The organism is Clostridium sp., from assembly GCF_029258205.1.
Classification (GTDB): Bacteria; Bacillota; Clostridia; order Clostridiales; family Clostridiaceae; genus Sarcina.
Genome location: NZ_JARHZJ010000023.1, coordinates 31,572 through 55,362, shown reverse-complemented (window position 1 = coordinate 55,362; position 23,791 = coordinate 31,572). Strand labels below are relative to the sequence as shown.

Sequence of the window (23,791 nt, the reverse complement as noted above, 5' to 3'; positions counted from 1 at the left end):
CTAATCTTATTTCGCAAATATGGCTATAGCTTTTTTAGCTAAAGCTTTCTTCGCTATAATATTTCATTTTCCTCTTTAATTCTAGCCGTTTCTTTCTTTAATTTGGATACTTACTTCAATGTTATGACATCATCTTCAGATATTTTTATTTATTTGTTAGCTTTTATCCAGCCATTTATAGTTGATTTTGCTATGCCATATTCACTACTTATTTCAGAAATTGTCATTCCAGACTTATATAAATCTGATATCATTTCCTTGTAACCCTCTGTGTATTTTTTACCTCTACCAATAGTAGAAACACTTCCTTTCTCTAACTAAATATTATTTTACCTAGTTCGATAAAACGTGTCCACTATTTTATACTAACATCATTATAGTATCCAGAACGTGAAACGCCCACTAATTCACATAAATGACTAATTTTATTCTTAAGATTGTATTTTTGTAAAATAGATTTAATTAATATAAATTTTTGTCAAGTAATTAATTTTATTTTTCTAATTCCACGCTCCTTTCTAGTATTTCCAACTTTTTTAATAGTTGATTTTCAGCTTCTAATAATAATAATATCTTGGATTGGAGTTTTTCATATTTTTATTTAAGAGATAATTCTTTTTCAGTAGGTCTGCCTGTATTAAATTTTCTTGTATCTTGAAGGCTATTAGTTCCATTTCTTCGAAATGCGAAGCGTCATCTTTTACTGGCAGAATGAACACGGTACATGCCTAAAATTTCTATTATTTAATTATACATAAAAATACCTCATAGAATAGTTTTTTTTAAACTGTCTATTCTATAGAGTACATTTTATTTAATGAACTATTTTTATTTTAATTATCTAAATTATAAACTCATATTTGATATATATTTAAATCTTATGTATTATATTATATAGCAAGTTAAGTTTAGATATATGTTAAGTTTAACTTTAATAATAGATTGTAAGGTGAGTTTAATGGATGATTTAATAAAAGCAATTGATAAGGTTACAGAAGAGGAAATTATAAAACTAGTAATTAGTAATAAATTAAATAAGGATAGTGAATATAAAAAAATAGTGTTTCAGCTTAAGGAAAAAAATAAAAAGGATTTTTATCAAATAGAGAAATATACTGAAAAACAAGTTTTTCATGAAAATATAGAAAAAAAAGAGCTTAAAGAAAAGGTAGAAGAATTATTTGTTTCTAAATACAAGCAATTAAATGCTTTTTCTAAAGAAAGTTCTTTCGATCTTAAAGTTTCTAAAAAGGGAAAAGTATTTTTAGGGATTAAGAAAAATAATGAGACTTTAAAAATTGCTAAGAAAGGACATAATAGAAAGAAAAATTACATATTAGAAGAGGGAATGATTATAGAGCCTCTTATAGATTTGGGAGTTTTTACTAAAGAGGGAAAGGTTATAAACTCTAAATATGATAAGTACAAGCAAATAAATAGATTTATAGAAATAATAGATGATGAAATAAAGAAGATAGATCAAAAAGAGCTTACAATATTAGATTTTGGATGTGGTAAGTCGTATTTAACATTTATATTATATTATTATTTTGTTGAGATTAAAAATATAAAAGTTAATATGATAGGATTAGATTTAAAGGCTGATGTCATAAAGAAATGTAATGAAATAGCTAAAAAATATAATTATGAAAATTTACATTTTGAACTTGGAGATATAAGTGGATTTAAATATAATAATAAAGTAGATATGGTAATAACATTACATGCTTGTGATACAGCTACAGATTATGCTTTATATAATGCAATAAAGTGGAATAGTAAAATGATATTTTCAGTTCCTTGCTGTCAACATGAATTTAATAGTCAAATAGAAAGTGAAAAGTTTTCTATACTTACTAATTATGGAATAATTAAAGAAAGAATATCAGCACTTATGACCGATTCAGTTAGAGCTAATCTTTTAGAATGTGCAGGATATAAAACTCAACTTTTAGAGTTTATAGATATAGCACATTCACCTAAAAATATATTAATAAGAGCAATTAAAGGAAATATTTCTAATGATAAGAAAGAAAAATCTTTAAATGAGGTTAATAATCTTATAGATGAGTTTAATTTAAGTCCAACATTATATAAGCTTTTAGAGAATGATAACTTAATATAATTAATGTACTTTTAATTTAAGTAAATTTGTGATTTGATGGATATTTTAAGATAACTATAGAATTCATCAAATCAAAAATTTTAAATTAATAAGTTTTTGAAAAAGAGAGGAGAGTTTTTAAATTACTTTCCTCTCTTTTTGTTTGTTATTAATTTATTATATGTTTTATTTAAAAATACAAAAATACTTGTAATTTTAAAAATATTTTGTATAATTGTCCGCATAAATACGAATTATTTATATTAAAAAATATATATAATTCGCATAAATGCTTTTAGGAGGGACAAATTGAATATTATTAAAAAAGACAACAAGTGTATTATTAGATATATTAATTATAAGCTTTATCTTAAAAGTTTATACCTGTGGGAGTTAAAAATTCAACATTAATATTAAAATCAATATTTGAAAACATGTAAATAAAAAATCCAACTTAAAATAAAGTTGGATTTTTTATTTAAATTAAATTTTTCACTTGTTTCATAAATTAGTCTTCATATAAATATTTTCTTGTCATAGGAAGAGTATTATTTATTCCTTTTGAGAATAGGATTTGGTGTATATCAATATCCCAGTAATGGAATGCAGCTGCACAAGTAGCAAGATATAAATGCCACATTCTTAAGAATTCATCATCAAACATTTCTTTTTCTTCATCTAAATGATTCATAAAGTTTTTAGACCATTCTTCTAATGTTCTCATATAATGAAGTCTTAAACTTTCTACATCTAATGTACGGAAGTTAAGATCTGCTGCAATATTAAGCTCTTCTCTTAATGTTGGAACATATCCACCTGGGAATATATATGTTGTGATCCACTTGTTTCCTTCTGTTTCTACTAGATTAGTTATGTTATGTAATAGGAATAATCCACTTTCTTTTAACACAGAATTAACATTTTTAAAGAATAAAGGTAAGTTAGTGTGACCAACATGTTCTGCCATACCAACACTAACAACTCTATCAAATTCTAAGTTGGATTTTTCTAAATTTCTATAATCCATTAATTGAACATCAACTAAATCTTCAAGTCCTTCTTGTTTTATTCTTTCTTTAGCTTTCTTAAATTGTTCTTCACTAAGAGTAATACCTAAAGCTTTTACTTTATAAAGTTTAGCAGCTTCTATTATTAAGTAACCCCAACCACATCCTATATCTAATAAATGTTGACCTTCTTTTAAGTTAAGTTTCTTTAATATGTGATGTATTTTATTCATCTGAGCATCATAAAGTGTATCTGTTGGATTTTTAAAATATCCACATGAATAACTCATTGTTTTATCTAACCATAAACTATAGAAATCATTACCTATATCATAGTGATGTGCTATATCTTTTTTTGATTTTAATAAAGATGGAGCTTTTATTTTAGAAGCAAGTTTAAATACTGTATTCTTGTTCATAAAGCTATCTTTATTACGGATAATACTTTCAAAGAATTTTTGAAGATCACCTTCTATATCAATATCACCTTTCATATACGCTTCACCTAAAGCTAAACTAGGATCTGCTAAAAGTTCTTTTTTGCTTGGAAAGTTTTTTATAATAACTTTGAATTCAGGATCACCATTACCATAATTAATGATTTCTCCATCCCAATATTCTAAACTAAATGGTCTATCTGAAAGGTGTTCAGCTATTGACTTTACTATATTTTTATTAAATTCCATAAAAAAATTCACCTCAACTAATATTTATATTTTTATGATACTCCATATTTGTAAAAAAATCTTTTTTAAAATGTACTTTAATTGGTTAAATTTACTCAATGTAATAAATTAGTCGAAAAATGCTTAAAAATGCTCATAAAAATATTTTGGTAAAAAGAAAAACTGATAAAATAAATATATTTCGTTGAAAATATAATAATAAATTTAATGAAATTAATATTTTAGTATGAAACTAATAATTTTTATTAGTTATTTACTAAATAATATAAATTTGATATCATTTTTAATGATACTAAAATTAGTAAAAATTAATAAAGCTAAGGAGGGAAATATGAGTTTATTAAAAAAATTAACTTTAGGTGTAATAGCAGTATCTACGACTGTAACTTTTATGGGTTGTTCTAGCAATAAAATTAAAGAAACAAGTGTTTCTATTAAATCTTTAAGCACAAAAGAAGTACAAGAAAATTTAAAAGATAAATCTTGGATAGCTGTTGATACACGTTTAAGTGATTCATATAATGGATGGGTATTATATGATGAAGCTAGGGGAGGACACATTCCAAATTCAAAGGATTTTTCTGCAAACTGGATAAAATTTGATGCTAAAGATAAAGAAAAGAAATTAGATGAAGCTTTAAAAACTAAAGAAATAACTACAGATAAGAACATAATATTATATGATGCTAATGGAGAAGATTCTAAGGTTGTTGCTGATTATCTTTCAAAAAAAGGATATAAAAATCTTTATTCATATAATATCAAAGAATGGGCTAGTGACAAAGATCTTCCTTTAGAAAAATATGAAGATTATAGTCTAATAGTTCCTGCTAAAATATTAAAAGAAGTTATTGATGGAAATAAACCAGAAACTTTTGAGAATGCTAAAAATATAAAAGTATTTGAGGCTAGTTGGGGAGATGAAAATCAAACATATGGGAAGGGACATGTTCCTACAAGTGTACATATAAATACAGATACTATAGAACCACCTCCAACTTGGATGCTTGCAGATGACAAGATATTAACTCAATTTGCTTTAGATTATGGTATTAATAAAGATGATACAATAATTCTTACAGGTGCTGAGCAAATGGCGGATTATCGTTTAGCTAGTGTTCTTAAATATATGGGAGTTAAAGATGTAAGAGTATTAAATGGAGGAGATGGAGCTTGGACTAGTGCTGGATATGAATTAGAAACTAAGATTAATCCCAAAACTCCAGGAGGAGATTTTGGTGTTAATATACCAGCAGATCCTGAAGTAATTACTACTATACCAGAGCTTAAGGAAGATCTTAAAAAACCTGATTTTACTTTAATTGATAATCGTACTTGGGAGGAATATATAGGTAAAATATCAGGATATAGCTATCATGATAAAAAAGGTCGTATAGAAGGGGCTGTTTTTGGATATGCAGGAGTAAGTGGTCCAACCTCTTTAGAGTATTATAGAAATGTAGATAATACAATGAGAAATGGATATGAAATAGAAAAAATGTGGGAAGATCAAGGAATAAATATAAAAAATAATCTTATATTTATGTGTGGAAGTGGATGGCGTGCAGCCGAGGTTTATACTTATGCTAATGTAATGGGACTTAAAAATACATCTATATATAGCGATGGATGGATTGGTTGGAGTAATGGTGGAAATCCATCAATTACTGGAGAACCTAAAAAAATGGTTAATAGATAATATGAAAAAAATACTATATCCAATAATAGTGATAGTTCAAGCCATATTATGGATTGGGGTAATTGCTATTCAATATTTAACTAATAAAAAGGCTGGTGTAATGCACCATGTTTATTTTAGGAAATATCAATATTCAAATAGCATAAGTATTGAAAATTTAAATATTTTATCAATTATATCTTTAATTATAGCTTTAGTATTCCTTGCATGGTTTATTTACTCTGTAAAAACTAAAAAGAGTTGGTTTTATAGAATTCAAACGATTATAACAAGCATCATGGCTATTATATTAATTCTAGTTATAAAGCTAACATTTTTTCAAAATCTTTTAGCTTATTATTATTTTATAATGATAGCTATTATAGTTTTAATAATTCAGATTTTATGGAATATAATTATAGCTATAAAATATAGATAAATAAAAAACAAATCATCTTAGTATTTAATTAAGATGGTTTGTTTTTTATTTTATTAAATTAAATAGGTATTTAAATGAATTTCTGTTTTTAATATTATTTAATTTATTTAATAGAAGAATATATCATTAATTATTAGATTTATAAAGTTTTAAATATGAAATATATATACACTGTTAAATAATATTTTATATCTTATATAATATACTCGTAAATGATTATTAAATAAAAAAGAATAAATAAAAAAATATATAAAATAATATATAAGAGAAAAAATAAAAGGAGGAAATAAAATGACTGATAATCAAGTAGTATCTTTTAGAGATGAAAATGGAAAAAAGATTGAATATTTAATTTTAGAACAAAAATTAATATGTGGTGCAGAATATGTAGCAATGGTACCTAAAAATGATAAGACTCATGTTGAACTATTTAAGATTAATTTTGATAAAGATTGGAATGAAACTTTAGATTCTGTAGAATCTGAAAAAGAAATAAATATGTTTAAGCAAGTATCTAATTTAAAATTTTAATAATTTATATGCAATTAAAAATAAGTGCATATAAAGTAGAAATTTTCATTATAAAATTTACCTATATAAATATTATAATTGTTTTAGGCTCTGTTTTAAGTAAATCTTAACCTTTAAAACAGAGCTTATTTTAAAAAGATTTAAATAAAAGGAGAATGGTTTAAGTCCAGTAGTATGTGAATTAGAATTAAAATATTAGTAATTCGTAGTATATTGTCTTATTGATTTAATAAGGTATAATATAAATGGATTAAAAACTAATTGTAAATTATAAAAGTTTATTTTTATAGTTTTTAATTTTTTAGGTCTAAATTAATATTTTAGATTTTGATAAAATTTATGGCAGCATATATACGGAGGATAAAATGATTTTAAACACAAAAAGAGATGGACATGTTCATAGTATTTATTGCCCACATGGTAGCGATGATAGTTTAGATATGTACATTGATACAGCATTAAGAAATGGTATTACAGAAATAACTTTTACAGAACATATGCCACTACCTATTGAAGATCCTTCTCCAAGAAAGAATAGTGCTTTATCTATGGAAAGATTAGATGACTATATAAAAGCAATAACTGAGCTAAAAGAAAAGGTTAAGGATAAAATTAAAGTTAATGTAGGATTAGAAGTTGATTATGTGGAAGGGTATGAAGAAGAAACTAAAGCTATATTAAATAAATATGGAAAATATTTAGATGATGCAATTCTTTCAGTTCATATAGTAAAGTTTGAGGGAGAATATTACCAAATAGGTAATGGATCAGATATGATTGGTGAATTATTAAAGAAAATTGGCGGAATGGACAAACTTTATGATTTATATTATGAAACTATTCTAAAGTCAATTAAATGCGATTTAGGAGCCTTTAAACCTAAAAGAATAGGACATCCAACTTTAGTTAGAAAGTATAAAGAAGATTTTCCTAACGAAAAATATAATATTAAACTTTTAGAGAATATTCTAAAAGAAATGAAAAAAGGCAATTATGAAATTGATTTAAATACTTCAGGGCTTAGAAGAAAGAAATGTGGAGAAGTACATCCTCAAGGAATATTTTTAGATTTATGTTTAAAATATAATATACCAATGGTATTAGGATCAGATTCTCATAGTTCAAAATATGTTGGAGTAGAATTTGAGAAGGTTGCAAATATGATTTTCCCAGATTTAGAAGCAATATAAAGACTTATACTTTTTATATTTAAAATTAATTTATTAAAAATAGAATAATTATCTATAAAGCTTTAATTTATAAATAATAAAAAAAGCACAAGGAATATTTCCTTGTGCTTTTTTTATTATTTACCGTATATGATTTTTTTAGTAACGTCATTATAGAACATTGTATTTGGATAATCATTTTCAATTTCTTGAGCATATTTTTTAGATTCAGCGTTATTACCTTCTTTATTATATAAAATAGCTAAGTTATATAAACATTGAGGTGTGTACATAAGATCGTCAGAATCTGGCTTTGCCTTATAATCTTTTAAATATTCTTGGAAATATTTTATTGCCTCTGTATTTTTATCTAAGTTTTCATAAGAAGTTCCCATGAAGTAAATTAAGTGAGGTCTCAAATAAGAGTCAGATGAAAAGGCGTTTGCTTTTTCAAAGTCCTTAAGAGCATCCTCATATTTTTTCTCTTTAAATAAATCTAATCCTTTTAAATAGAAATCTTTAATTCCATCAGTTTTCATTAAATTTTCTGCCTTATTATAAGCATCTAATGCATCTTTAGGTACTTTATCCTTAGGAGTAGAAGTTAATAGTGTGTAAAGAGAATTTATATCATTCTTACTAATAGCTTTATTTAATTCATCTGCAGTAAGGGTTTTAGTTTCTGGTTTTGAATCTTCATTTGTCTTATTGTCAGTTGAGTTTTCAGCCTTGTTAGAATTATTAGTAGTTTCTTCACTTGCTGTTATTTGATTTTTACTAGCATCTGTAGTTTTTATATTTTTTGTTATTCCATAAGCAAGTAATAGGACTATAGCACCTGAAACAGCTACAGCTATATACTTAACTGGTTTCTTTTTGTTAGATTTTATTGAATTTGATTTTTCGTTTTTAAAGTTAGGAGTACTAATGATTTTAGATTCATTATCATCCTTAGGTTTATCTTTAGACTTGGATTTGTCATTAAACTCTTTAACTTCAGCTTTTTTATTGAAATCTACCTTTGTCACATTATCAAGGTGATTACTTTCAGTATTTGAAGTTTCTTTTACTGGCTCATTCATTTTTATGTCATCAATCTTAACATCTTCTCTAGGTTTTTCCTTATTAATCTTAATAACTGGAGCTTGCTCCACTTTTTTATTTTCTTTCTCTTTTTCTTTTTCAGTGTGTTTAGATAATGGCTTAATTTCAGAATCTCTTTTTTCTAACTGCTTAGCATATTCTTTTTGAGCTTCTTCTTGAAGTCTAGCCTTAATTTCATCCTTCATAGTTTCACTAAATATAGTACTCATTGCTAGTTTTTTTTCATCTAAATTATTAAATTTATCAAGTTTTGTTCTAGCTTCTTCATTGTTGTTGTACTCAGCATTTATTTTCCAAGAAACAATAGCATCACTTATTCTGTTAAGTTTTTCAAGTATTCTACCTTCTAATATAAGTGCTTCTTCGTTATTATAGTCCTTATCAAGCACTTTTTCACATATATTTAATGCTTCTTCATAATTTCCATTTTCATATTGAGCTAATGCTTTTTTAAGTTTTTTATCATATTTACTCATAGCTTTATAGCTCCTCCTTTTTTATAATTTTTATCAAACATATTTCGATAAAATAAATAAATATCTGTCTAAATTCTAATTATACATTATATACATAAAAGTTTACAATATATTTTTGGCAAAACTATGTCAATGTTGTTATTTTTTTTACAAAATAATATTTTTTATATGAAAAAGCAGTGAAAATATTAAATTTAATTTATTTAAGGTTTTATTATATTTTTAAAATTAATTTTGAAATAAGAATTATAAATTAACAAAAAAGAACTATAAACAAAGTCTAAAATTATTTTTTATTAATCAAAAATAATGTAAAGATATTGGTTATAGTTCATATTTAAATATTTTTAAATTAAAAAGTCGTTATATGTGGCATCTGAAGGCATTCTCCAATCTCCTCTAGGAGAAAGTGATATAGAACCAACCTTTGGTCCATCAGGAAGAGCAGAACGCTTAAATTGTTGAGTAAAGAATCTTCTTATAAATTTATCTAGCCATTTTTTTATAGTTTCTTCATCGTAATCATTTTTAAATGCTTCTTTAGCTAAAAATAGTATTCTTTCAGGACTTGATCCGTGTTTTATAAAATGATATAAGAAGAAATCATGAAGTTCATAAGGTCCAACAATATCTTCTGTCTTTTGAGCTATTTTACCTTCTTTATCTTTTGGTAATAATTCTGGACTTACAGGAGTATCTAAAATATCTAATAAAGCTTTCTTAGCATCATTTGAAATTTCATGATTAGCAAAAAAATTTACTAAGAATCTAACTAAGGTTTTAGGAATAGAGCTGTTTACTGAGTACATTGACATATGATCTCCATTATAAGTGCACCATCCTAAGGCTAATTCAGAAAGGTCTCCAGTACCGATTAATAATCCACTTTCCTTATTAGCTAAATCCATAAGGATTTGAGTTCTTTCTCTTGCTTGAACATTTTCATATGTTACATCATGAATATCTTTATTATGTCCTATATCTTCAAAATGTTGAAGAGCAGCTTTCACTATATTTATTTCTCTAAAATCACAGTGAAGTTCTTTGCATAGAGTTACTGCATTATTATATGTTCTATCTGTAGTTCCAAAACCAGGCATAGTTATAGTTATTATATTTTCTCTTGGTATATTTAGCATATCAAAGGTTTTTACCACAACTAATAATGCAAGGGTAGAATCCAATCCTCCTGAAATACCAATTACTGCTTTCTTAAGATTTGTATGCTCTAATCTTTTAGCAAGAGCAGCCGATTGAATACTTAATATTTCTTCACAACGTGCTTCCATAGCATACTTAGATTTTGGTAAGAAAGGATGTTTATCTATTTCTCTATTAAAGTTTTTAATTTTTGTATTTTTTAAATTAAAAGGAATAAATCTAGGTTCATTATTTTCATTAAAAGTTGAATTTCTAAAACTTATATTTTTTATTCTTTCTGCATCTAATTTAAATAAATCAACTATACCAGTTAATAAATCATTTTCTCTTTTGAATCTATTATTTTCCTTTATAATAGTTCCATTTTCAGCTATTATCATGTGACCACTAAATAATAAATCTGTAGTTGATTCATGAACTCCTGCTGAAGAATAAATATAAGAACAAATTGTTCTAGCACTTTGACTTTGAACTAGTGATTTTCTATAAGAACTTTTTGATACAAGCTCATTAGAAGCTGAAAGATTACAAATAAGGTTAGCGCCCATTAAAGCTAAATTAGAGCTAGGAGGTATAGTAACCCAAAGATCTTCACAAATTTCAAAACCTATTTTTAAATTTTTGAATGAGAATATTAAATCTGTTCCAAAAGGTACTTGTTTTTGAAAACCTAAATCAACATTTATTCCTTTTATATTAAATCCTTCTGTAAACCATCTTTTTTCATAAAACTCAGAGTAGTTTGGTATATAGCTTTTAGGAACTATACCTAAAACCTCTCCATTTAATATTACATATGCGCAATTATATAAGGAATATCTATATAAAAAAGGAGAACCAACAGCGATTAAAATATCTTTATTTTTAGAAAATTCAACTAGATTTTTTATTGCTAAATTGCAATTTTTAATTAATTTTTCATTGGTAAATAAATCTCCACAAGAGTATGCTGATATACTTAGCTCAGGAAAAACTAAAACCTTAACTTCTTCTTCTATAGCATTTAAAATCATAGATTCTATTTCTTTAAGATTATATTTTGTATCGCTTATTTTTACTTTAGGTGAAGCTGCACCTACTTTTATGAAATCCATAGCATCATCTCCAGTATATTTTTATTTTTAGTATTTCTATAGTAATAAAAGTTTATCCTTTAAGTAAAATTAGATTTTTAAATAATATTTTCTTAATAATAGTAACTTTTACTAAAAAAAACTACATATTAAATATTAATGTGAATTGATAAGAAAATCAACTAGAGATAAATAGTATTTATTAACTCTTAGTGTGTTTTAAAATATTATTTTAAAAAGTTTGAAATAGTACTTGAAAAAATAATGTATAAACTGTATAATAAAGTAAATATTAATAAAAAGTTAATATTAATGATAAAAAAGGAGGGAAAACTATGCTATGGCTTTGGGTAGTAGTTATTCTATCTGGAATAATAATAGACTATTTAAGTTCTGATGTTCTATTTGTTGGATTTTCCTTTGGAGCTTTAGGTGGTTTAGTATTAGCATTTCTAGATGTGAATATAATAGTACAATTCATACTATTTTCCATAATAACAATTTTCTTTTTCTTCTATGTTTATCCTAAAATTAAAAGAAATATAAAGATAGATAACTTAGGAACAAAAACTATGGAACAATCATATATAGGAAAAAAAATGATATTAGATGAAAATGTAGAAGATTCAGCATTAATTAAGTTTGAGGGGATTTATTGGACATTTAAAAGTGTTAGTGGACCATTGAAGAAAGGCACAGAGGTCGAGATTATAGGAATAGAAGGAAATAAAATTCTAATAAAAAAATAAAAACTAGGAGGGGTTACTCATGGTAGCTACTGTAATTGTTATAATCTTACTATTAATAGTGGTATTTGCAGCAATTTCATCAATAAAGGTTGTAAATACAGGATATGTTTATGTATTAGAACGTTTTGGACAATTTAGTAAAATTTTAGAGCCTGGTTGGCACTTAGTTATTCCTTTTGCTGATTTTGTAAGAAAGAAAATTTCAACAAAGCAACAGATTTTAGATATACCTCCACAATATGTAATAACAAAAGATAACGTAAAAATTGAAATTGATAATGTTATATTCTATAAAGTATTAAATGCTAAAGATGCTGTTTATAATATAGAAGATTTTAAATCAGGTATAGTTTATTCAACAATAACAAATATGAGAAACATAGTAGGTAATATGTCTTTAGACGAAGTTTTATCAGGAAGAGATAAAATAAACTTAGAGCTTTTAACAATAATAGATTCTATAACAGATGCTTATGGTATAAAAATACTTTCTGTAGAAATTAAAAATATAATTCCTCCAGCCGAAATTCAAGATGCTATGGAAAAACAAATGAAGGCAGAAAGAGATAAGAGAGCTACTATATTACAAGCTGAAGGTTTAAAGCAAAGTGAAATAGCAAGAGCAGAAGCTGAAAAGCAAGCTAAAATTTTAAGAGCTGAGGCTGAAAAAGAAGCTAACATTAGACATGCTGAAGGGTTAAAAGAATCTCAATTACTTGAAGCAGAAGGTAAGGCTAGAGCTATTGAAGAGGTTTCAAAGGCAGAAGCTGCAGCTATTGAAAGAATAAATACTTCAATAATTGAATCTGGAACTAATGAAGTAGTAATTGCTTTAAAACAGGTTGAAGCATTAAAAGAAATGGCAGCTAACCCAGCTAACAAGCTTATTTTACCTAATGAAGCCGTTTCTTCTTTAGGAAGTATAGCAGCTATTGCTGATATTTTAAAAGAAAATAAAGAGAATAAATAATACTAATAATGAATATACTATTTTTGAGCCTTTAAAAAGGGCTTACGTAGGCATTAAGTTTTCCCTTTACTCTAAAGAGTAGAGGGATTTTTTTATTTAGGTATAAATTAGTAATTTATATATTTATAAAAAAATGTTATCATATAAAATGTAATTTCAATGTAGAAAGAGGATTTTAAAATGAGTAATTTTTTTTGGTGCGATGTAGATTTAAAAAATATAGAGAATAATATAAATGTAATAAGAGATTTAATACAGGATAAAAAGCTAATTGCAGTTATAAAAGGAGATGCTTATGGATTAGGCAGTAAAAATATTGCTGAATTTATACAAGATAAGGTTGACATAATAGCAGTAGGTAATATTGATGAAAGTTTATGCTTAGATAATATAAATAAGGATATACTTATTTTATCACCTTTATGTACAAAAGATGATTTTAAAGATGAAAGAGATAATTTAATATTAACTTTAGATAATGAGGGAATATTAAATGAATTAGATAATGAAACAAAGAAAAGAGTACATATATATGTAGATACAGGTATGAACAGAATGGGTATAAAGCCAGAAAAGTTAGATTCATTTATAGAAAGAGTTAAAAATGAATTCCCTAATCTTGAAATAGATGGTATCTATACTCATTTACATAATGCTAAAGATGTTAATTATACCTTAAAACAAATAGAATTATTTAAATCTACAGTTGAAAAGTACAAAGATAAAGTAAGAATAATACACTGTATGGCTTCAAGTGCTATTGTAAATGATCAATTAAGAAAAGCTTGCGATTTTACTACAGGTGCAAGAGTTGGTAATGTGCTTTATGGATATATAGGCTTTAATAAGGGAATTAAAAAAACTTATGAATACTATGCAAAACCAGTAAATACTTATAAAGTTTCAAAAGGACAAACCGTAGGATATGGTTGTCTTTTTAAGGCTGATAAGGATATGGAAATAGGAATAATTGAATGTGGTAATGTTCATGGTTTAGGTATAAGTAGAGAGATTAAAAATAATGTTTTCTATGATATATTTAGAATGATTTATAGAAGATTTAAAGAAAGAAGTGTAATATTTAACAACAATATACCTATAAAAATATTAGGAAAAGTAAATATGAATATAACTATTATCTCTATGGAAAATTGCTCTAAAGATTCAGTTTTAAAAGTTGATATCTCACCTATAATATCAGATTCAAGCATAGAAAAAAGATATATTTATTAAAAAGAAAATTTATATTTTTAAGAAACATAAGGCTAAACAAATCTAGTCTTATGTTTTTGTAATATTTTAAGAGTTAAAACACTACCTTTTAATATAGACTAAAAAGAATGATGCTAATGATAAATTTAAGAGAATAATAATAATGAATTTTTTTAAACACTTGAAAAAAAATAAAAAAACTTTAAAATTAGTGTTAAGTTTCTATTTAGGAGGGTTAATATGATTAGCAAAAGAGAAGATTATATTTCGTGGGATGAGTATTTTATGGGAGTGGCATTAATTAGTGCTAAAAGAAGCAAAGATCCAAACACTCAAGTTGGAGCTTGCATAGTTGATAATGATAATAAAATAGTAGGTATTGGATACAACGGTTTTCCTAAGGGGTGTTCAGATGATGATTTACCTTGGGGAAATAAGGGAGATTTTTTAGAAACAAAATATCCATATGCATGTCATGCTGAACTTAATGCCATTTTAAATAGTACAGGTAAGAATGTTAAAAACTGCAGAGTATATGCTACTTTATTTCCTTGTAATGAATGTGCTAAGGCAATAATTCAAGCTGGGATAACTGAAGTGATATACCTTTCAGATAAATATAAGGATACTGATATTGTTAAGGCATCTAAATTTATGTTTGATAAAGCAAATGTAAAGTATAGATATTTAGGAAGCGACAGAGAAAATTTATTAATATCATTTAAGCCAGAGGATGTTTAAAATAAATAAACCCCATAGATAATACTATGGGGTTTATTTTAAAATAAAATTTATAATAGTTGACAATTTTTATTTGATATAGTATATTTTGAATATCAAAATATTTGGTTTGATATTCAAAGTACTTGAATTTTATATCTAATGATTTTGAAATAAGGGAGCGATTTTAGGATGAAGGAAAGTGAATTAGTATTAAACAATATTTTAGTAAAATTATTTAATAATATTTTGAGAATAGAGGAATTTGCATTAAAAAGTGTACCTTTTAATGATTTATCTATAACAGAAATGCATACTATAGAGGCTATAGGGATAGAGAAAGCAAGAACAATGTCAGAGGTGGCATTGGATTTAAAAATAACAGTAGGTACTTTAACAACTGCTATAAATAAATTAATAAAAAAAGGATATGTAAATAGAAGAAGAATAGAAGAAGATAGAAGAGTTGTTATGATAGAACTTACAGAGAAAGGAACTCTAGCTTATAAAGTACATGAAAAATTTCATGAAGAAATGATAGATCATGTCTTAGAGGAACTAGATGTTAGTGAAGAAGAAGTTTTAATAAGTTCTTTGGATAAGTTAGATAAGTTCTTTCAAAAGAAACTAGAACTTATGAAATCAAAGGAGGTTTAATATGAAAAATGCTAAAATGATAGGATTTGGCTTATATACACCTAAAAATTTAGTTGAAAATGAAAAATTACAAGAATTTTTAGAAACTAGCGATGAGTGGATTAGAACTAGAACTGGAATAGAAAGAAGATACATTTCATTAGATGAAAATACTTCTGATTTAGCAGTAGAGGCTAGTAAAAAGGCTTTAAGTCAAGCTGGGTTAAGTGCGGAAGAAATAGATTTAATAATATTAGCTACTGTAACTCCAGATAATTTTACTCCATCTACAGCTTGTATTGTGCAAGATAAGTTGGGAGCTAAAAATGCATGGGCCTTTGACATAAATGCAGCATGTACTGGATTTATATATGCACTTAAATTAGGAAGATCTTTAATAAGATCAGGTGAAGCTAAAAATGTCTTAGTAATAGGTGCAGAAACTTTATCAAAAGTACTTAACTGGGAAGACAGAGGAAGTTGTGTTCTTTTTGGAGATGGAGCAGGAGCTACTGTTATTACAAGTACAGAAGAAGAGTGTGGAATAAAATGTGTCAATGTAAAATCCGATGGTTCTAAGGGAGATTCCCTTATTATTCAGGGTTTGCCATTAAATAGTCCTTTTAAATCTGGAAAAGAAGTTTCTGAAAATTACATAAACATGAATGGAAGAGAAGTATTTAAGTTTGCAACGAGAGTAATGGAAGAAAGTATAGTAGAGATTTTAGAAAAAGAAAATATAAAAATAGAAGAAATAGCTGCTATAATTCCCCATCAAGCAAATCTAAGAATTATAGATTATGTAGTTAAAAGGTTAGGAATACCAAGAGAAAAGTTCATAACTAATTTACAGAATTATGGAAATACATCAGGAGCAAGTATTCCAATAGCACTTTGTGAGTCAATAGATGAAGGTAACTTGAAAAAAGGAGACAACATAATACTGGTTGGCTTTGGTGGAGGCCTTACTTGGGGAGCTGCTTTAATTAAGCTATAGTTAATGAAAAAACAAAAATCTAGAAAATAATAATAAATGAGAATATAATTATAGATATATTTATTTTTAATACGTTAAATTTTGGGAGGTATTTTAATGGCTAAACTAGGATTTTTATTTGCAGGGCAAGGGGCCCAATATGTAGGAATGGGCAAAGAATTCTTTGATAACTTTGAAGAAAGTAAAGAAGTATTTAAAAGAAGTAGTGATGCTTTAGGTATAGATATGGAAGAACTTTGTTTTAATGACCCTAAAGGATTATTAAATAAAACTGAATTTACTCAGCCTGCAATAATAACTACAAATATGGCTATACTTACAGTACTAGATAAATTGGGAGTTAAATCCAATATAAGTTGTGGATTAAGTTTAGGAGAATATTCTGCACTTATTCATAGTGATGCCATTAATTTTGAAGATGGAGTTAAGCTAGTAAAAAAAAGAGGTAAATTTATGCAAGAAGCTGTTGCAGAAGGCCTTGGTGGAATGGTTGCAGTTTTAAGAATGACTCCAGAACAAGTTGACGAAATAATAGAAAAAAGTTCTCCATATGGAATAGTTGAAGGGGCAAATTATAATTCGCCTGGTCAAATTGTTATTTCTGGAGAATTAGTTGCTTTAGAAAAAGCTATGGAATTTATAAAAGAAGCCGGTGGAAGAGCTATAAAATTACCTGTATCAGCGCCATTTCATTGTTCAATGTTACAACCAGCAGCTGAAAAATTAGAAGATGAGTTAAATAAAATTTCAATAAACAAATTAAATAGAATTGTTATGTCTAATGTTAAGGGAGAATCCTATTTAGAAGAAGATGATGTAATAGAACTTTTAACTTTTCAAGTTAAAAAACCTGTTTTATTTATAAAGGATATAGAAAAAATGATTGAAAGTGGTGTAGATACTTTTATTGAGATAGGTCCAGGTAAAGTTTTAAGTGGATTTGTAAAAAAAATAAATAAAAATGTTACAGTACTTAATGTAGAAGATTTAAAATCTTTAGAAAAAACATTATCAAAATTAAGAGAGATGGAGGTACTTTAACCTATGTTAAAAGATAAAGTAGCAATAGTAACTGGTGGAACAAGAGGTATTGGAAGAGCAATCGCTTTAAAATTAGCTCATGAAGGAGCTAACATTGTTATAAATTATAGAAATTCTGATAAAGAAGCAGAAGAATTAAAAGCCATTTTAGAAGAAAAAGGAGTAAAAGTTCTTACTGTAAAATGTGATATAAGCAATTTTGAAGATTCTAAAAATTTTATTGACAAATGTAAAGAAGTATTTGGAAAGATAGATATACTTGTTAATAATGCAGGTATAACAAAGGATACTTTAATTATGAGAATGAAAGAAGAAGATTTTGATAGTGTGATAGATGTAAACTTAAAAGGTACATTTAATTGTGCAAAACATGCTTCTGCCATAATGTTGAAACAAAGGTTTGGTAAAATTATAAACATGACTTCTGTTGTAGGTATAGTTGGGAATGCTGGTCAAGTAAATTATGCAGCATCAAAAGCTGGTGTTATAGGATTAACTAAATCATTAGCTAAAGAATTAGGAAGCAGAGGAATAACTGTAAATGCTGTAGCACCTGGATTTATAAATACTGATATGACTGCTTCTTTATCTGAAAAAGTTAAAGAGGAAGCGTCTAAAAATATTCCTTTAAAAAGATTAGGAGAACCTGAAGATGTTGCTAACTTAGTAGGATTCTTAGCATCAGATGTAGCAAATTATATAACAGGTCAAGTCATAAATGTAGATGGCGGAATGGTAATGTAGGAGGAATTATTATTATGGAAAATAGAGTTGTTATAACGGGATTGGGAGCAATTACACCAACTGGAAATAATGTGAATGAATTTTGGGAAAATACTAAAAAAGGGGTTTGTGGAATTGATGAAATAACTTTATTTGATGCTAGTGATTATAAAGTTAAAATTGCAGGAGAAGTTAAAAATTTCAATGCAGAAGATTTTATAGATAAAAAGGAAGCTAAGCGTTTAGATAGATTTACTCATTTTGCTCTTGTGGCTACAGAAGAAGCAATGAAAGATGCTAAATTAGATTTAAATGATGAAAATGTAGATCCAAATAGAGTAGGAGTTATAGTTGGTTCAGGAATAGGAGGATATGGTACCTTAGAAGCACAATTTGATGTTTTATTAAAAAAAGGACCAAATAGGGTTTCACCCTTTGCAATTCCATCAGGAATAATAAACTTAGTCGCTGGAAATATTGCTATTAAGTATGGTGCAAAAGGTGTGTGTGAATCACTAGTTACTGCTTGTGCTACAGGGATAAGTTCTATAGGTGCAGCTTATAGAAGTATAAAGCATGGATATTCAGATATAGTTATATCTGGTGGATCAGAGGCTTCTATAACTAGAGCTGCTATTGCAGGATTTACTAATCTTAAAGCATTAAATACTAATAATAATCCTAAAAGAGCTTCAATACCTTTTGATAAAGAAAGATCTGGATTCGTTATGGGAGAGGGTGCTGGAATATTAATATTAGAAAGTTTAGAGAGCGCTAAGAAAAGAGGAGCTAGAATCTATGGAGAAATTATAGGATATGGTGCAACTTGTGATGCATATCATATAACTTCACCTGATCCAGAAGGTGATGGAGCTAAAAGAGCTATAGAAGAAGCTATAGAAGAAGGAAGAATAAATAAGGATGAAATTTCATATATAAATGCACATGGAACAAGTACTCCTTTAAATGATAAATTTGAAACTTTAGCTATTAAAGGATGTTTTGGTGAAAAAGCTTATGATATACCAGTTTCTTCAACAAAATCAATGACTGGTCATTTATTAGGGGCAGCTGGAGCTATAGAATCAGTAATATGTGTTAAGGCTTTAGAAGAAGGATTTATTCCACCAACAATAGGATATAAAGTTCCTGATGAAGAATGTGACTTAGATTATGTTGTAAATGAAGGTAGAGAAACAGAATTAAATTATGTAATCAATAATGCGTTAGGTTTTGGTGGTCATAATGCATCATTATTATTTAAAAAGTGGGATTAGGAGTTGAAATTATGAACCTTAATGAGATTAAAGAACTTATAGATAAAATCGATTCTTCTAATATTGCTTATTTTGAAGTTAAAGTAGATAATTCATATATAAAGATGGATAAATCACTAACTAGAAATTTAGTAAAAGAAAATAAAGCTTCAAATCTAGAAAGAACAGAAAAAATTGAAATATCAGAAGAAAAGAATGAATCAATTTCGAATACTGAAGAAGTTAAATCACAGTCTAAAGAAGATTTAGTTCATGATGAAGACTTATATTTAGTTACTTCACCTATGGTAGGCACATTCTATGAATCACCTGGAGTTGGAGAAAAGAGTTATGTTTCTATAGGAAGCAAAATTTCTTCAGGAGATGTTTTATGTATAGTTGAAGCTATGAAACTTATGAATGAAATTGAAAGTGAAGTATCTGGAGAAATTGTTGATATATTAGTTCAAAATGGAAATATGGTTGAATATGGTCAACCATTATTTAAAGTTAGGAGAGTATAATTATGATGAATATAAATGAGATTAAAGAAATACTTCCTCATAGATATCCTTTTTTACTTGTTGATAAAGTAGAAGAGATAACTGAAAGTAAAGTTATAGCATATAAGAATGTAACAATAAATGAACCTTTTTTTCAAGGACATTTTCCAGATTATCCAGTAATGCCAGGGGTTTTAATAGTTGAGGCTTTAGCTCAGGCTGGAGCTATAGCAATGTTAAACAAAGAAGAGTTTAAAGGAAAAACTCCTTTCTTTGCAGGAATAGATAAACTTAGATTTAAAAAGCAAGTTTTACCAGGTGATACTCTAAGACTTGAAGTTGAAATAATAAAACTTAGAGGAAGTATTGGATTTGGTAAAGCTACAGCTACTGTAGATGGAAAAATCGCTTGTTCTGGAGAAATTATGTTTGCAATAGGTTAGGTGATTTAATTATGTTTAAAAAGATATTAATAGCAAATAGAGGTGAAATAGCTGTTAGAATAATACGTGCTTGTAGAGAATTAGGAATTATTACTGTAGCTGTTTATTCTGAAATAGATAAAGATGCATTACATGTGCAGTTAGCTGATGAAGCAGTTTGTATAGGACCGTGGAATTCTAAAGAAAGTTACTTAAATATTCAAAATATATTAAGTGCTTGTGTTCTAACAGGTGCTGAAGCTATTCATCCAGGATTTGGTTTTTTATCTGAAAATCCAAGATTTGCCAAAATGTGCGAAGAGTGTAATATTGAGTTTATTGGTCCTAACTGGAGAGCTATAGAACTTATGGGAAATAAAGCTATGGCAAGAGAAATAATGAAAAAGGCTGATGTTCCTGTTGTACCTGGATATGAAGGTGAAATTGATAGTCCAGAGTTTGCTTTAAAAATAGCTAAAAAAATAGGATTTCCTGTAATAGTAAAGGCTTCTGCAGGTGGTGGTGGAAAAGGAATAAGAATAGTTTATAAAGAAGAAGATTTTATTCAAAGTTACAATACAGCCAAGTCAGAGGCTCAAGCAAACTTTGATGATGATAAAATTTACATTGAGAGATTTGTTGAAAAGCCTAAACATATAGAAGTTCAATTATTATGCGATAAACAAGGAAATGCCATTCACCTTTTTGAGAGAGATTGTTCAGCTCAAAGAAAAAATCAAAAAGTTTTAGAAGAAGCTCCTTCATCAATTTTGAATGATGAGCAAAGGGATAAACTTGGTAAGATTGCAGTTAGAGCAGCTAAAGCTGTAAACTATAGCAATGTTGGGACAATTGAATTTTTATTAGATAAAAATGGTCAATTTTATTTTATGGAAATGAACACAAGAATACAAGTTGAACATCCTATAACTGAAATGATAACAGGTATTGATCTTGTTAAAGAACAAATAAAGGTTGCATCTGGTAAGGAATTAGAAATAACTCAAGATGATTTAAAGATAAATGGTCACTCCATAGAATGTAGAATAAATGCTGAAGATCCAAGTAAAAACTTTATGCCATGTCCTGGTTTAATAAAGGAAATTAATTTTCCAGGTGGATTTGGAGTTCGTTTAGATACAGCAATTTATTCTGGATATAAGATACCCCATTGTTATGATTCAATGATAGGTAAGCTAATAGTTCATGGTAAAGATAGAGAAGAAGCAATTTCTAAAATGAAAAGGGCTTTAGATGAATTTGCTATTGATGGTATAACAAGTAACATAGACTATCACTTTTTAATATTAGATCATGAAGATTTTAAAAATGGTACTTATAATACTTCATTTTTATCTGAAAAGTTGGTGAATAAGTATGATTAAGAATTTATTAAACAAAAGAAAGTATATAACTGTTAGTTCAGTTGAATTAAATGATACTGAATTAAATGAAGATGAAAAACCAAATATACCATCTGGTATGTGGAGTAAGTGTGAAAAGTGTGCAAAAATATTATATACTGAAGATTTAAAAGAAAATTTTAATGTGTGTCCTAATTGTGGTCATCATTTCAAACTAGGAGCATATGAAAGAATTAAATATTTAACAGATGAAAATAGTTTTGTTGAGTTTGACAAAAAAATGGTTGGAAAAAACCCATTAGACTTTAAAGGATATGAAGAGAAGATTAAAGGATATCAAAAGAAAAGTCATGTTATTGAAGGAGTTGTGACAGGAGAAGCTTATATTGCTCAGAGAAAAGTAGTTCTTTGTGTAATGGATTCTAATTTTATGATGGGAAGTATGGGAACTGCTGTTGGTGAAAAGATTACTAGAGCCATTGAATATGCAACTAAAAATAGACTTCCTTTAATAATATTTACTTGCTCTGGAGGAGCAAGAATGCAAGAGGGGATATACTCTCTTATGCAAATGGCAAAGGTTAGTGGTGCAATTTATAAACATGGTCAAGAGAACTTATTATATATTACAGTATTAACAAATCCTACTACTGGTGGGGTAACTGCTAGCTTTGCCATGGAAGGCGATATCATATTAAGTGAGCCAGGGTGTTTAGTTGGTTTTGCAGGCAGACGGGTAATAGAGGGAACTATTAATGAAAAATTGCCTGATGATTTCCAAACTGCAGAATTTTTATTAGAAAAAGGATTTATAGATAAGATAGTACAAAGAAAAGATTTAAAACAAATAATAACTTCTCTTTTAAGAATGCATGAGGTGGATTATGAGTAGAGAACTAATAAGAACAGCAGATGCATGGAATAAAGTAAAAATAGCTAGAGATCCTAATCGTCCTAATGCAAAATTTTATATAAATGAAATATTTGATGAGTTTATAGAGTTACATGGAGATAGAAATTTTGGGGATGATAAAGCAATAATAGGAGGAATATCTCTTTTAAATAATCTAAGTTTTACTGTTATAGGTATATGTAAGGGTGAAAATACAAAGGAAAATATAAAAAGAAACTTTGGTATGCCTCATCCAGAAGGATATAGAAAAGCATTAAGACTTATGAAACAAGCAGAAAAATTTAGAAGACCTGTCATTTGTTTTGTTGATACTCCAGGAGCTTTTTGTGGTATAGGAGCAGAGGAGAGAGGTCAAGGTCAAGCTATAGCACAAAACTTAGTTGAACTTATGGGATTAAAGGTTCCTATAATATCAATAGTTATTGGAGAAGGTGGAAGTGGAGGAGCTTTAGCCTTAGCTGTTGCAGATAATGTATTTATGTTAGAACATTCTATCTATTCTATATTATCTCCAGAAGGATTTGCATCTATATTGTGGAAGGATTCATCTAGAGCTGAAGAAGCTGCTAATGTGATGAAAATAACGGCTCAGGATTTAAAAAACTTTAATATAATAGATAAAATAATAAAAGAACCTAGGGGAGGAGCACATAAAAATCCAAGTAAAATGGCTCAAAATATTAAAAAGACAATTTTAGAAACCTTAGGTGAAATAAAAGGTACAGATTTAGACACCTTGTTAGAGAAAAGATACAATAAATATAGAAATATAGAAAATAATCTATAATTATATAAAATAAAACACATGAGTTTTTAAGCTCATGTGTTTTTTATTAAAATTAACTCTTCTTAAAATT

Annotated in this window: 23 protein-coding genes and 1 pseudogene; 19 read left to right on the top strand and 5 right to left on the bottom strand. The window is 27.1% G+C overall.

Annotation, left to right across the window (positions count from 1 at the left end):
- Window positions 1–149: 149 nt before the first annotated feature.
- A complete protein-coding gene (locus Q1J60_RS03000; RefSeq protein ID WP_300258294.1) occupies window positions 150–293 on the bottom strand; it encodes a helix-turn-helix domain-containing protein in 144 nt (47 codons plus the stop codon).
- Between the two features lie 65 nt (window positions 294–358).
- Window positions 359–741 (bottom strand): annotated as a pseudogene (locus Q1J60_RS02995) (IS3 family transposase); the annotation flags it as partial.
- A 217-nt stretch (window positions 742–958) separates the two neighbouring features.
- Between Q1J60_RS02995 and Q1J60_RS02990 the strand changes: the two are divergent.
- The gene (locus Q1J60_RS02990) at window positions 959–2,125 is read left to right on the top strand and encodes a class I SAM-dependent methyltransferase (protein ID WP_300258291.1); all 1,167 of its coding nucleotides are present in this window, start codon (window positions 959–961) and stop codon (window positions 2,123–2,125) included.
- 487 nt (window positions 2,126–2,612) lie between these two features.
- On the opposite strand, the gene Q1J60_RS02985 is transcribed toward Q1J60_RS02990, so the two are convergent.
- Window positions 2,613–3,797 carry a class I SAM-dependent methyltransferase gene (locus tag Q1J60_RS02985; RefSeq protein ID WP_300258288.1) on the bottom strand — a complete coding sequence of 395 codons (1,185 nt, stop codon included), beginning with the start codon at window positions 3,795–3,797 and terminating at the stop codon, window positions 2,613–2,615.
- Window positions 3,798–4,128: 331 nt separating this feature from the next.
- Here Q1J60_RS02985 and Q1J60_RS02980 point away from each other — a divergent pair, with 331 nt between their 5' ends.
- The 4 genes from Q1J60_RS02980 to hisJ all read left to right on the top strand — a co-directional run bounded on the left by Q1J60_RS02980 (window position 4,129) and on the right by hisJ (window position 7,635).
- Complete coding sequence (locus Q1J60_RS02980; RefSeq protein WP_300258286.1) at window positions 4,129–5,496, top strand: rhodanese-like domain-containing protein; 1,368 nt, start codon at window positions 4,129–4,131, stop codon at window positions 5,494–5,496.
- 1 nt (window position 5,497) lies between these two features.
- A complete protein-coding gene (locus tag Q1J60_RS02975) occupies window positions 5,498–5,914 on the top strand; it encodes a hypothetical protein (protein ID WP_300258284.1) in 417 nt (138 codons plus the stop codon).
- 291 nt (window positions 5,915–6,205) lie between these two features.
- Complete coding sequence (locus Q1J60_RS02970; RefSeq protein WP_300258282.1) at window positions 6,206–6,445, top strand: DUF1292 domain-containing protein; 240 nt, start codon at window positions 6,206–6,208, stop codon at window positions 6,443–6,445.
- Window positions 6,446–6,810: 365 nt separating this feature from the next.
- A complete protein-coding gene (gene hisJ, locus Q1J60_RS02965; protein ID WP_300258279.1) occupies window positions 6,811–7,635 on the top strand; it encodes a histidinol-phosphatase HisJ in 825 nt (274 codons plus the stop codon).
- A gap of 116 nt (window positions 7,636–7,751) precedes the next feature.
- Here the strand turns inward: hisJ and Q1J60_RS02960 are convergent, their stop codons facing one another.
- A complete protein-coding gene (locus tag Q1J60_RS02960) occupies window positions 7,752–9,194 on the bottom strand; it encodes a tetratricopeptide repeat protein (RefSeq protein ID WP_300258276.1) in 1,443 nt (480 codons plus the stop codon).
- A 347-nt stretch (window positions 9,195–9,541) separates the two neighbouring features.
- Window positions 9,542–11,449 (bottom strand): NAD(+) synthase, encoded by a 1,908-nt coding sequence (locus tag Q1J60_RS02955; RefSeq protein WP_300258273.1) that lies wholly within the window; start codon window positions 11,447–11,449, stop codon window positions 9,542–9,544.
- Between the two features lie 314 nt (window positions 11,450–11,763).
- Here Q1J60_RS02955 and Q1J60_RS02950 point away from each other — a divergent pair, with 314 nt between their 5' ends.
- The 14 genes from Q1J60_RS02950 (at window position 11,764) to Q1J60_RS02885 (ending at window position 23,721) form a co-directional block, all read left to right on the top strand.
- Window positions 11,764–12,177, top strand: a complete 414-nt coding sequence (locus Q1J60_RS02950) for an NfeD family protein (RefSeq protein WP_300258270.1) — start codon at window positions 11,764–11,766, stop codon at window positions 12,175–12,177.
- A 19-nt stretch (window positions 12,178–12,196) separates the two neighbouring features.
- Window positions 12,197–13,147 carry an SPFH domain-containing protein gene (locus Q1J60_RS02945; RefSeq protein WP_300258267.1) on the top strand — a complete coding sequence of 317 codons (951 nt, stop codon included), beginning with the start codon at window positions 12,197–12,199 and terminating at the stop codon, window positions 13,145–13,147.
- Between the two features lie 180 nt (window positions 13,148–13,327).
- Complete coding sequence (locus Q1J60_RS02940; protein ID WP_300258264.1) at window positions 13,328–14,380, top strand: alanine racemase; 1,053 nt, start codon at window positions 13,328–13,330, stop codon at window positions 14,378–14,380.
- 219 nt (window positions 14,381–14,599) lie between these two features.
- Entirely contained in the window at window positions 14,600–15,100 is a 501-nt protein-coding gene (locus Q1J60_RS02935; RefSeq protein WP_300258263.1) for a deoxycytidylate deaminase, read from the top strand.
- Window positions 15,101–15,271: 171 nt separating this feature from the next.
- Window positions 15,272–15,736 (top strand): MarR family winged helix-turn-helix transcriptional regulator, encoded by a 465-nt coding sequence (locus tag Q1J60_RS02930; RefSeq protein WP_300258261.1) that lies wholly within the window; start codon window positions 15,272–15,274, stop codon window positions 15,734–15,736.
- Between the two features lies 1 nt (window position 15,737).
- Window positions 15,738–16,712, top strand: coding sequence for a beta-ketoacyl-ACP synthase III (locus Q1J60_RS02925; protein ID WP_300258259.1), 975 nt, complete (start codon window positions 15,738–15,740; stop codon window positions 16,710–16,712).
- Window positions 16,713–16,808: 96 nt separating this feature from the next.
- Complete coding sequence (fabD, locus tag Q1J60_RS02920; protein ID WP_300258257.1) at window positions 16,809–17,753, top strand: ACP S-malonyltransferase; 945 nt, start codon at window positions 16,809–16,811, stop codon at window positions 17,751–17,753.
- A 3-nt stretch (window positions 17,754–17,756) separates the two neighbouring features.
- Window positions 17,757–18,497, top strand: coding sequence for a 3-oxoacyl-[acyl-carrier-protein] reductase (gene fabG, locus Q1J60_RS02915; RefSeq protein WP_300258254.1), 741 nt, complete (start codon window positions 17,757–17,759; stop codon window positions 18,495–18,497).
- 14 nt (window positions 18,498–18,511) lie between these two features.
- Entirely contained in the window at window positions 18,512–19,753 is a 1,242-nt protein-coding gene (gene fabF, locus Q1J60_RS02910) for a beta-ketoacyl-ACP synthase II (protein WP_300258252.1), read from the top strand.
- Window positions 19,754–19,764: 11 nt separating this feature from the next.
- A complete protein-coding gene (gene accB, locus Q1J60_RS02905) occupies window positions 19,765–20,256 on the top strand; it encodes an acetyl-CoA carboxylase biotin carboxyl carrier protein (RefSeq protein WP_300258250.1) in 492 nt (163 codons plus the stop codon).
- A 2-nt stretch (window positions 20,257–20,258) separates the two neighbouring features.
- Window positions 20,259–20,678 (top strand): 3-hydroxyacyl-ACP dehydratase FabZ, encoded by a 420-nt coding sequence (gene fabZ, locus Q1J60_RS02900; protein ID WP_300258247.1) that lies wholly within the window; start codon window positions 20,259–20,261, stop codon window positions 20,676–20,678.
- An 11-nt stretch (window positions 20,679–20,689) separates the two neighbouring features.
- Complete coding sequence (locus tag Q1J60_RS02895; protein ID WP_300258245.1) at window positions 20,690–22,042, top strand: acetyl-CoA carboxylase biotin carboxylase subunit; 1,353 nt, start codon at window positions 20,690–20,692, stop codon at window positions 22,040–22,042.
- Window positions 22,035–22,913, top strand: coding sequence for an acetyl-CoA carboxylase, carboxyltransferase subunit beta (gene accD / locus Q1J60_RS02890; RefSeq protein WP_300258243.1), 879 nt, complete (start codon window positions 22,035–22,037; stop codon window positions 22,911–22,913). Before Q1J60_RS02895 ends, accD begins: the two co-directional genes overlap by 8 nt.
- On the top strand, window positions 22,906–23,721 hold the full coding sequence (locus Q1J60_RS02885) for an acetyl-CoA carboxylase carboxyltransferase subunit alpha (RefSeq protein WP_300258241.1): 816 nt from the start codon (window positions 22,906–22,908) through the stop codon (window positions 23,719–23,721). Before accD ends, Q1J60_RS02885 begins: the two co-directional genes overlap by 8 nt.
- Window positions 23,722–23,791 lie beyond the last annotated feature (70 nt).

Excerpts from the sequence above, each read along its gene's own strand:
- Q1J60_RS02990 (WP_300258291.1), top strand. The coding sequence starts at position 959 with ATGGATGATTTAATAAAAGCAATTGATAAGGTTACAGAAGAGGAAATT.
- Q1J60_RS02985 (WP_300258288.1), bottom strand. The coding sequence starts at position 3,797 with ATGGAATTTAATAAAAATATAGTAAAGTCAATAGCTGAACACCTTTCA.
- Q1J60_RS02980 (WP_300258286.1), top strand. The coding sequence starts at position 4,129 with ATGAGTTTATTAAAAAAATTAACTTTAGGTGTAATAGCAGTATCTACG.
- Q1J60_RS02975 (WP_300258284.1), top strand. The coding sequence starts at position 5,498 with ATGAAAAAAATACTATATCCAATAATAGTGATAGTTCAAGCCATATTA.
- Q1J60_RS02970 (WP_300258282.1), top strand. The coding sequence starts at position 6,206 with ATGACTGATAATCAAGTAGTATCTTTTAGAGATGAAAATGGAAAAAAG.
- hisJ (WP_300258279.1), top strand. The coding sequence starts at position 6,811 with ATGATTTTAAACACAAAAAGAGATGGACATGTTCATAGTATTTATTGC.
- Q1J60_RS02960 (WP_300258276.1), bottom strand. The coding sequence starts at position 9,194 with ATGAGTAAATATGATAAAAAACTTAAAAAAGCATTAGCTCAATATGAA.
- Q1J60_RS02955 (WP_300258273.1), bottom strand. The coding sequence starts at position 11,449 with ATGGATTTCATAAAAGTAGGTGCAGCTTCACCTAAAGTAAAAATAAGC.
- Q1J60_RS02950 (WP_300258270.1), top strand. The coding sequence starts at position 11,764 with ATGCTATGGCTTTGGGTAGTAGTTATTCTATCTGGAATAATAATAGAC.
- Q1J60_RS02945 (WP_300258267.1), top strand. The coding sequence starts at position 12,197 with ATGGTAGCTACTGTAATTGTTATAATCTTACTATTAATAGTGGTATTT.
- Q1J60_RS02940 (WP_300258264.1), top strand. The coding sequence starts at position 13,328 with ATGAGTAATTTTTTTTGGTGCGATGTAGATTTAAAAAATATAGAGAAT.
- Q1J60_RS02935 (WP_300258263.1), top strand. The coding sequence starts at position 14,600 with ATGATTAGCAAAAGAGAAGATTATATTTCGTGGGATGAGTATTTTATG.
- Q1J60_RS02930 (WP_300258261.1), top strand. The coding sequence starts at position 15,272 with ATGAAGGAAAGTGAATTAGTATTAAACAATATTTTAGTAAAATTATTT.
- Q1J60_RS02925 (WP_300258259.1), top strand. The coding sequence starts at position 15,738 with ATGAAAAATGCTAAAATGATAGGATTTGGCTTATATACACCTAAAAAT.
- fabD (WP_300258257.1), top strand. The coding sequence starts at position 16,809 with ATGGCTAAACTAGGATTTTTATTTGCAGGGCAAGGGGCCCAATATGTA.
- fabG (WP_300258254.1), top strand. The coding sequence starts at position 17,757 with ATGTTAAAAGATAAAGTAGCAATAGTAACTGGTGGAACAAGAGGTATT.
- fabF (WP_300258252.1), top strand. The coding sequence starts at position 18,512 with ATGGAAAATAGAGTTGTTATAACGGGATTGGGAGCAATTACACCAACT.
- accB (WP_300258250.1), top strand. The coding sequence starts at position 19,765 with ATGAACCTTAATGAGATTAAAGAACTTATAGATAAAATCGATTCTTCT.
- fabZ (WP_300258247.1), top strand. The coding sequence starts at position 20,259 with ATGATGAATATAAATGAGATTAAAGAAATACTTCCTCATAGATATCCT.
- Q1J60_RS02895 (WP_300258245.1), top strand. The coding sequence starts at position 20,690 with ATGTTTAAAAAGATATTAATAGCAAATAGAGGTGAAATAGCTGTTAGA.
- accD (WP_300258243.1), top strand. The coding sequence starts at position 22,035 with ATGATTAAGAATTTATTAAACAAAAGAAAGTATATAACTGTTAGTTCA.
- Q1J60_RS02885 (WP_300258241.1), top strand. The coding sequence starts at position 22,906 with ATGAGTAGAGAACTAATAAGAACAGCAGATGCATGGAATAAAGTAAAA.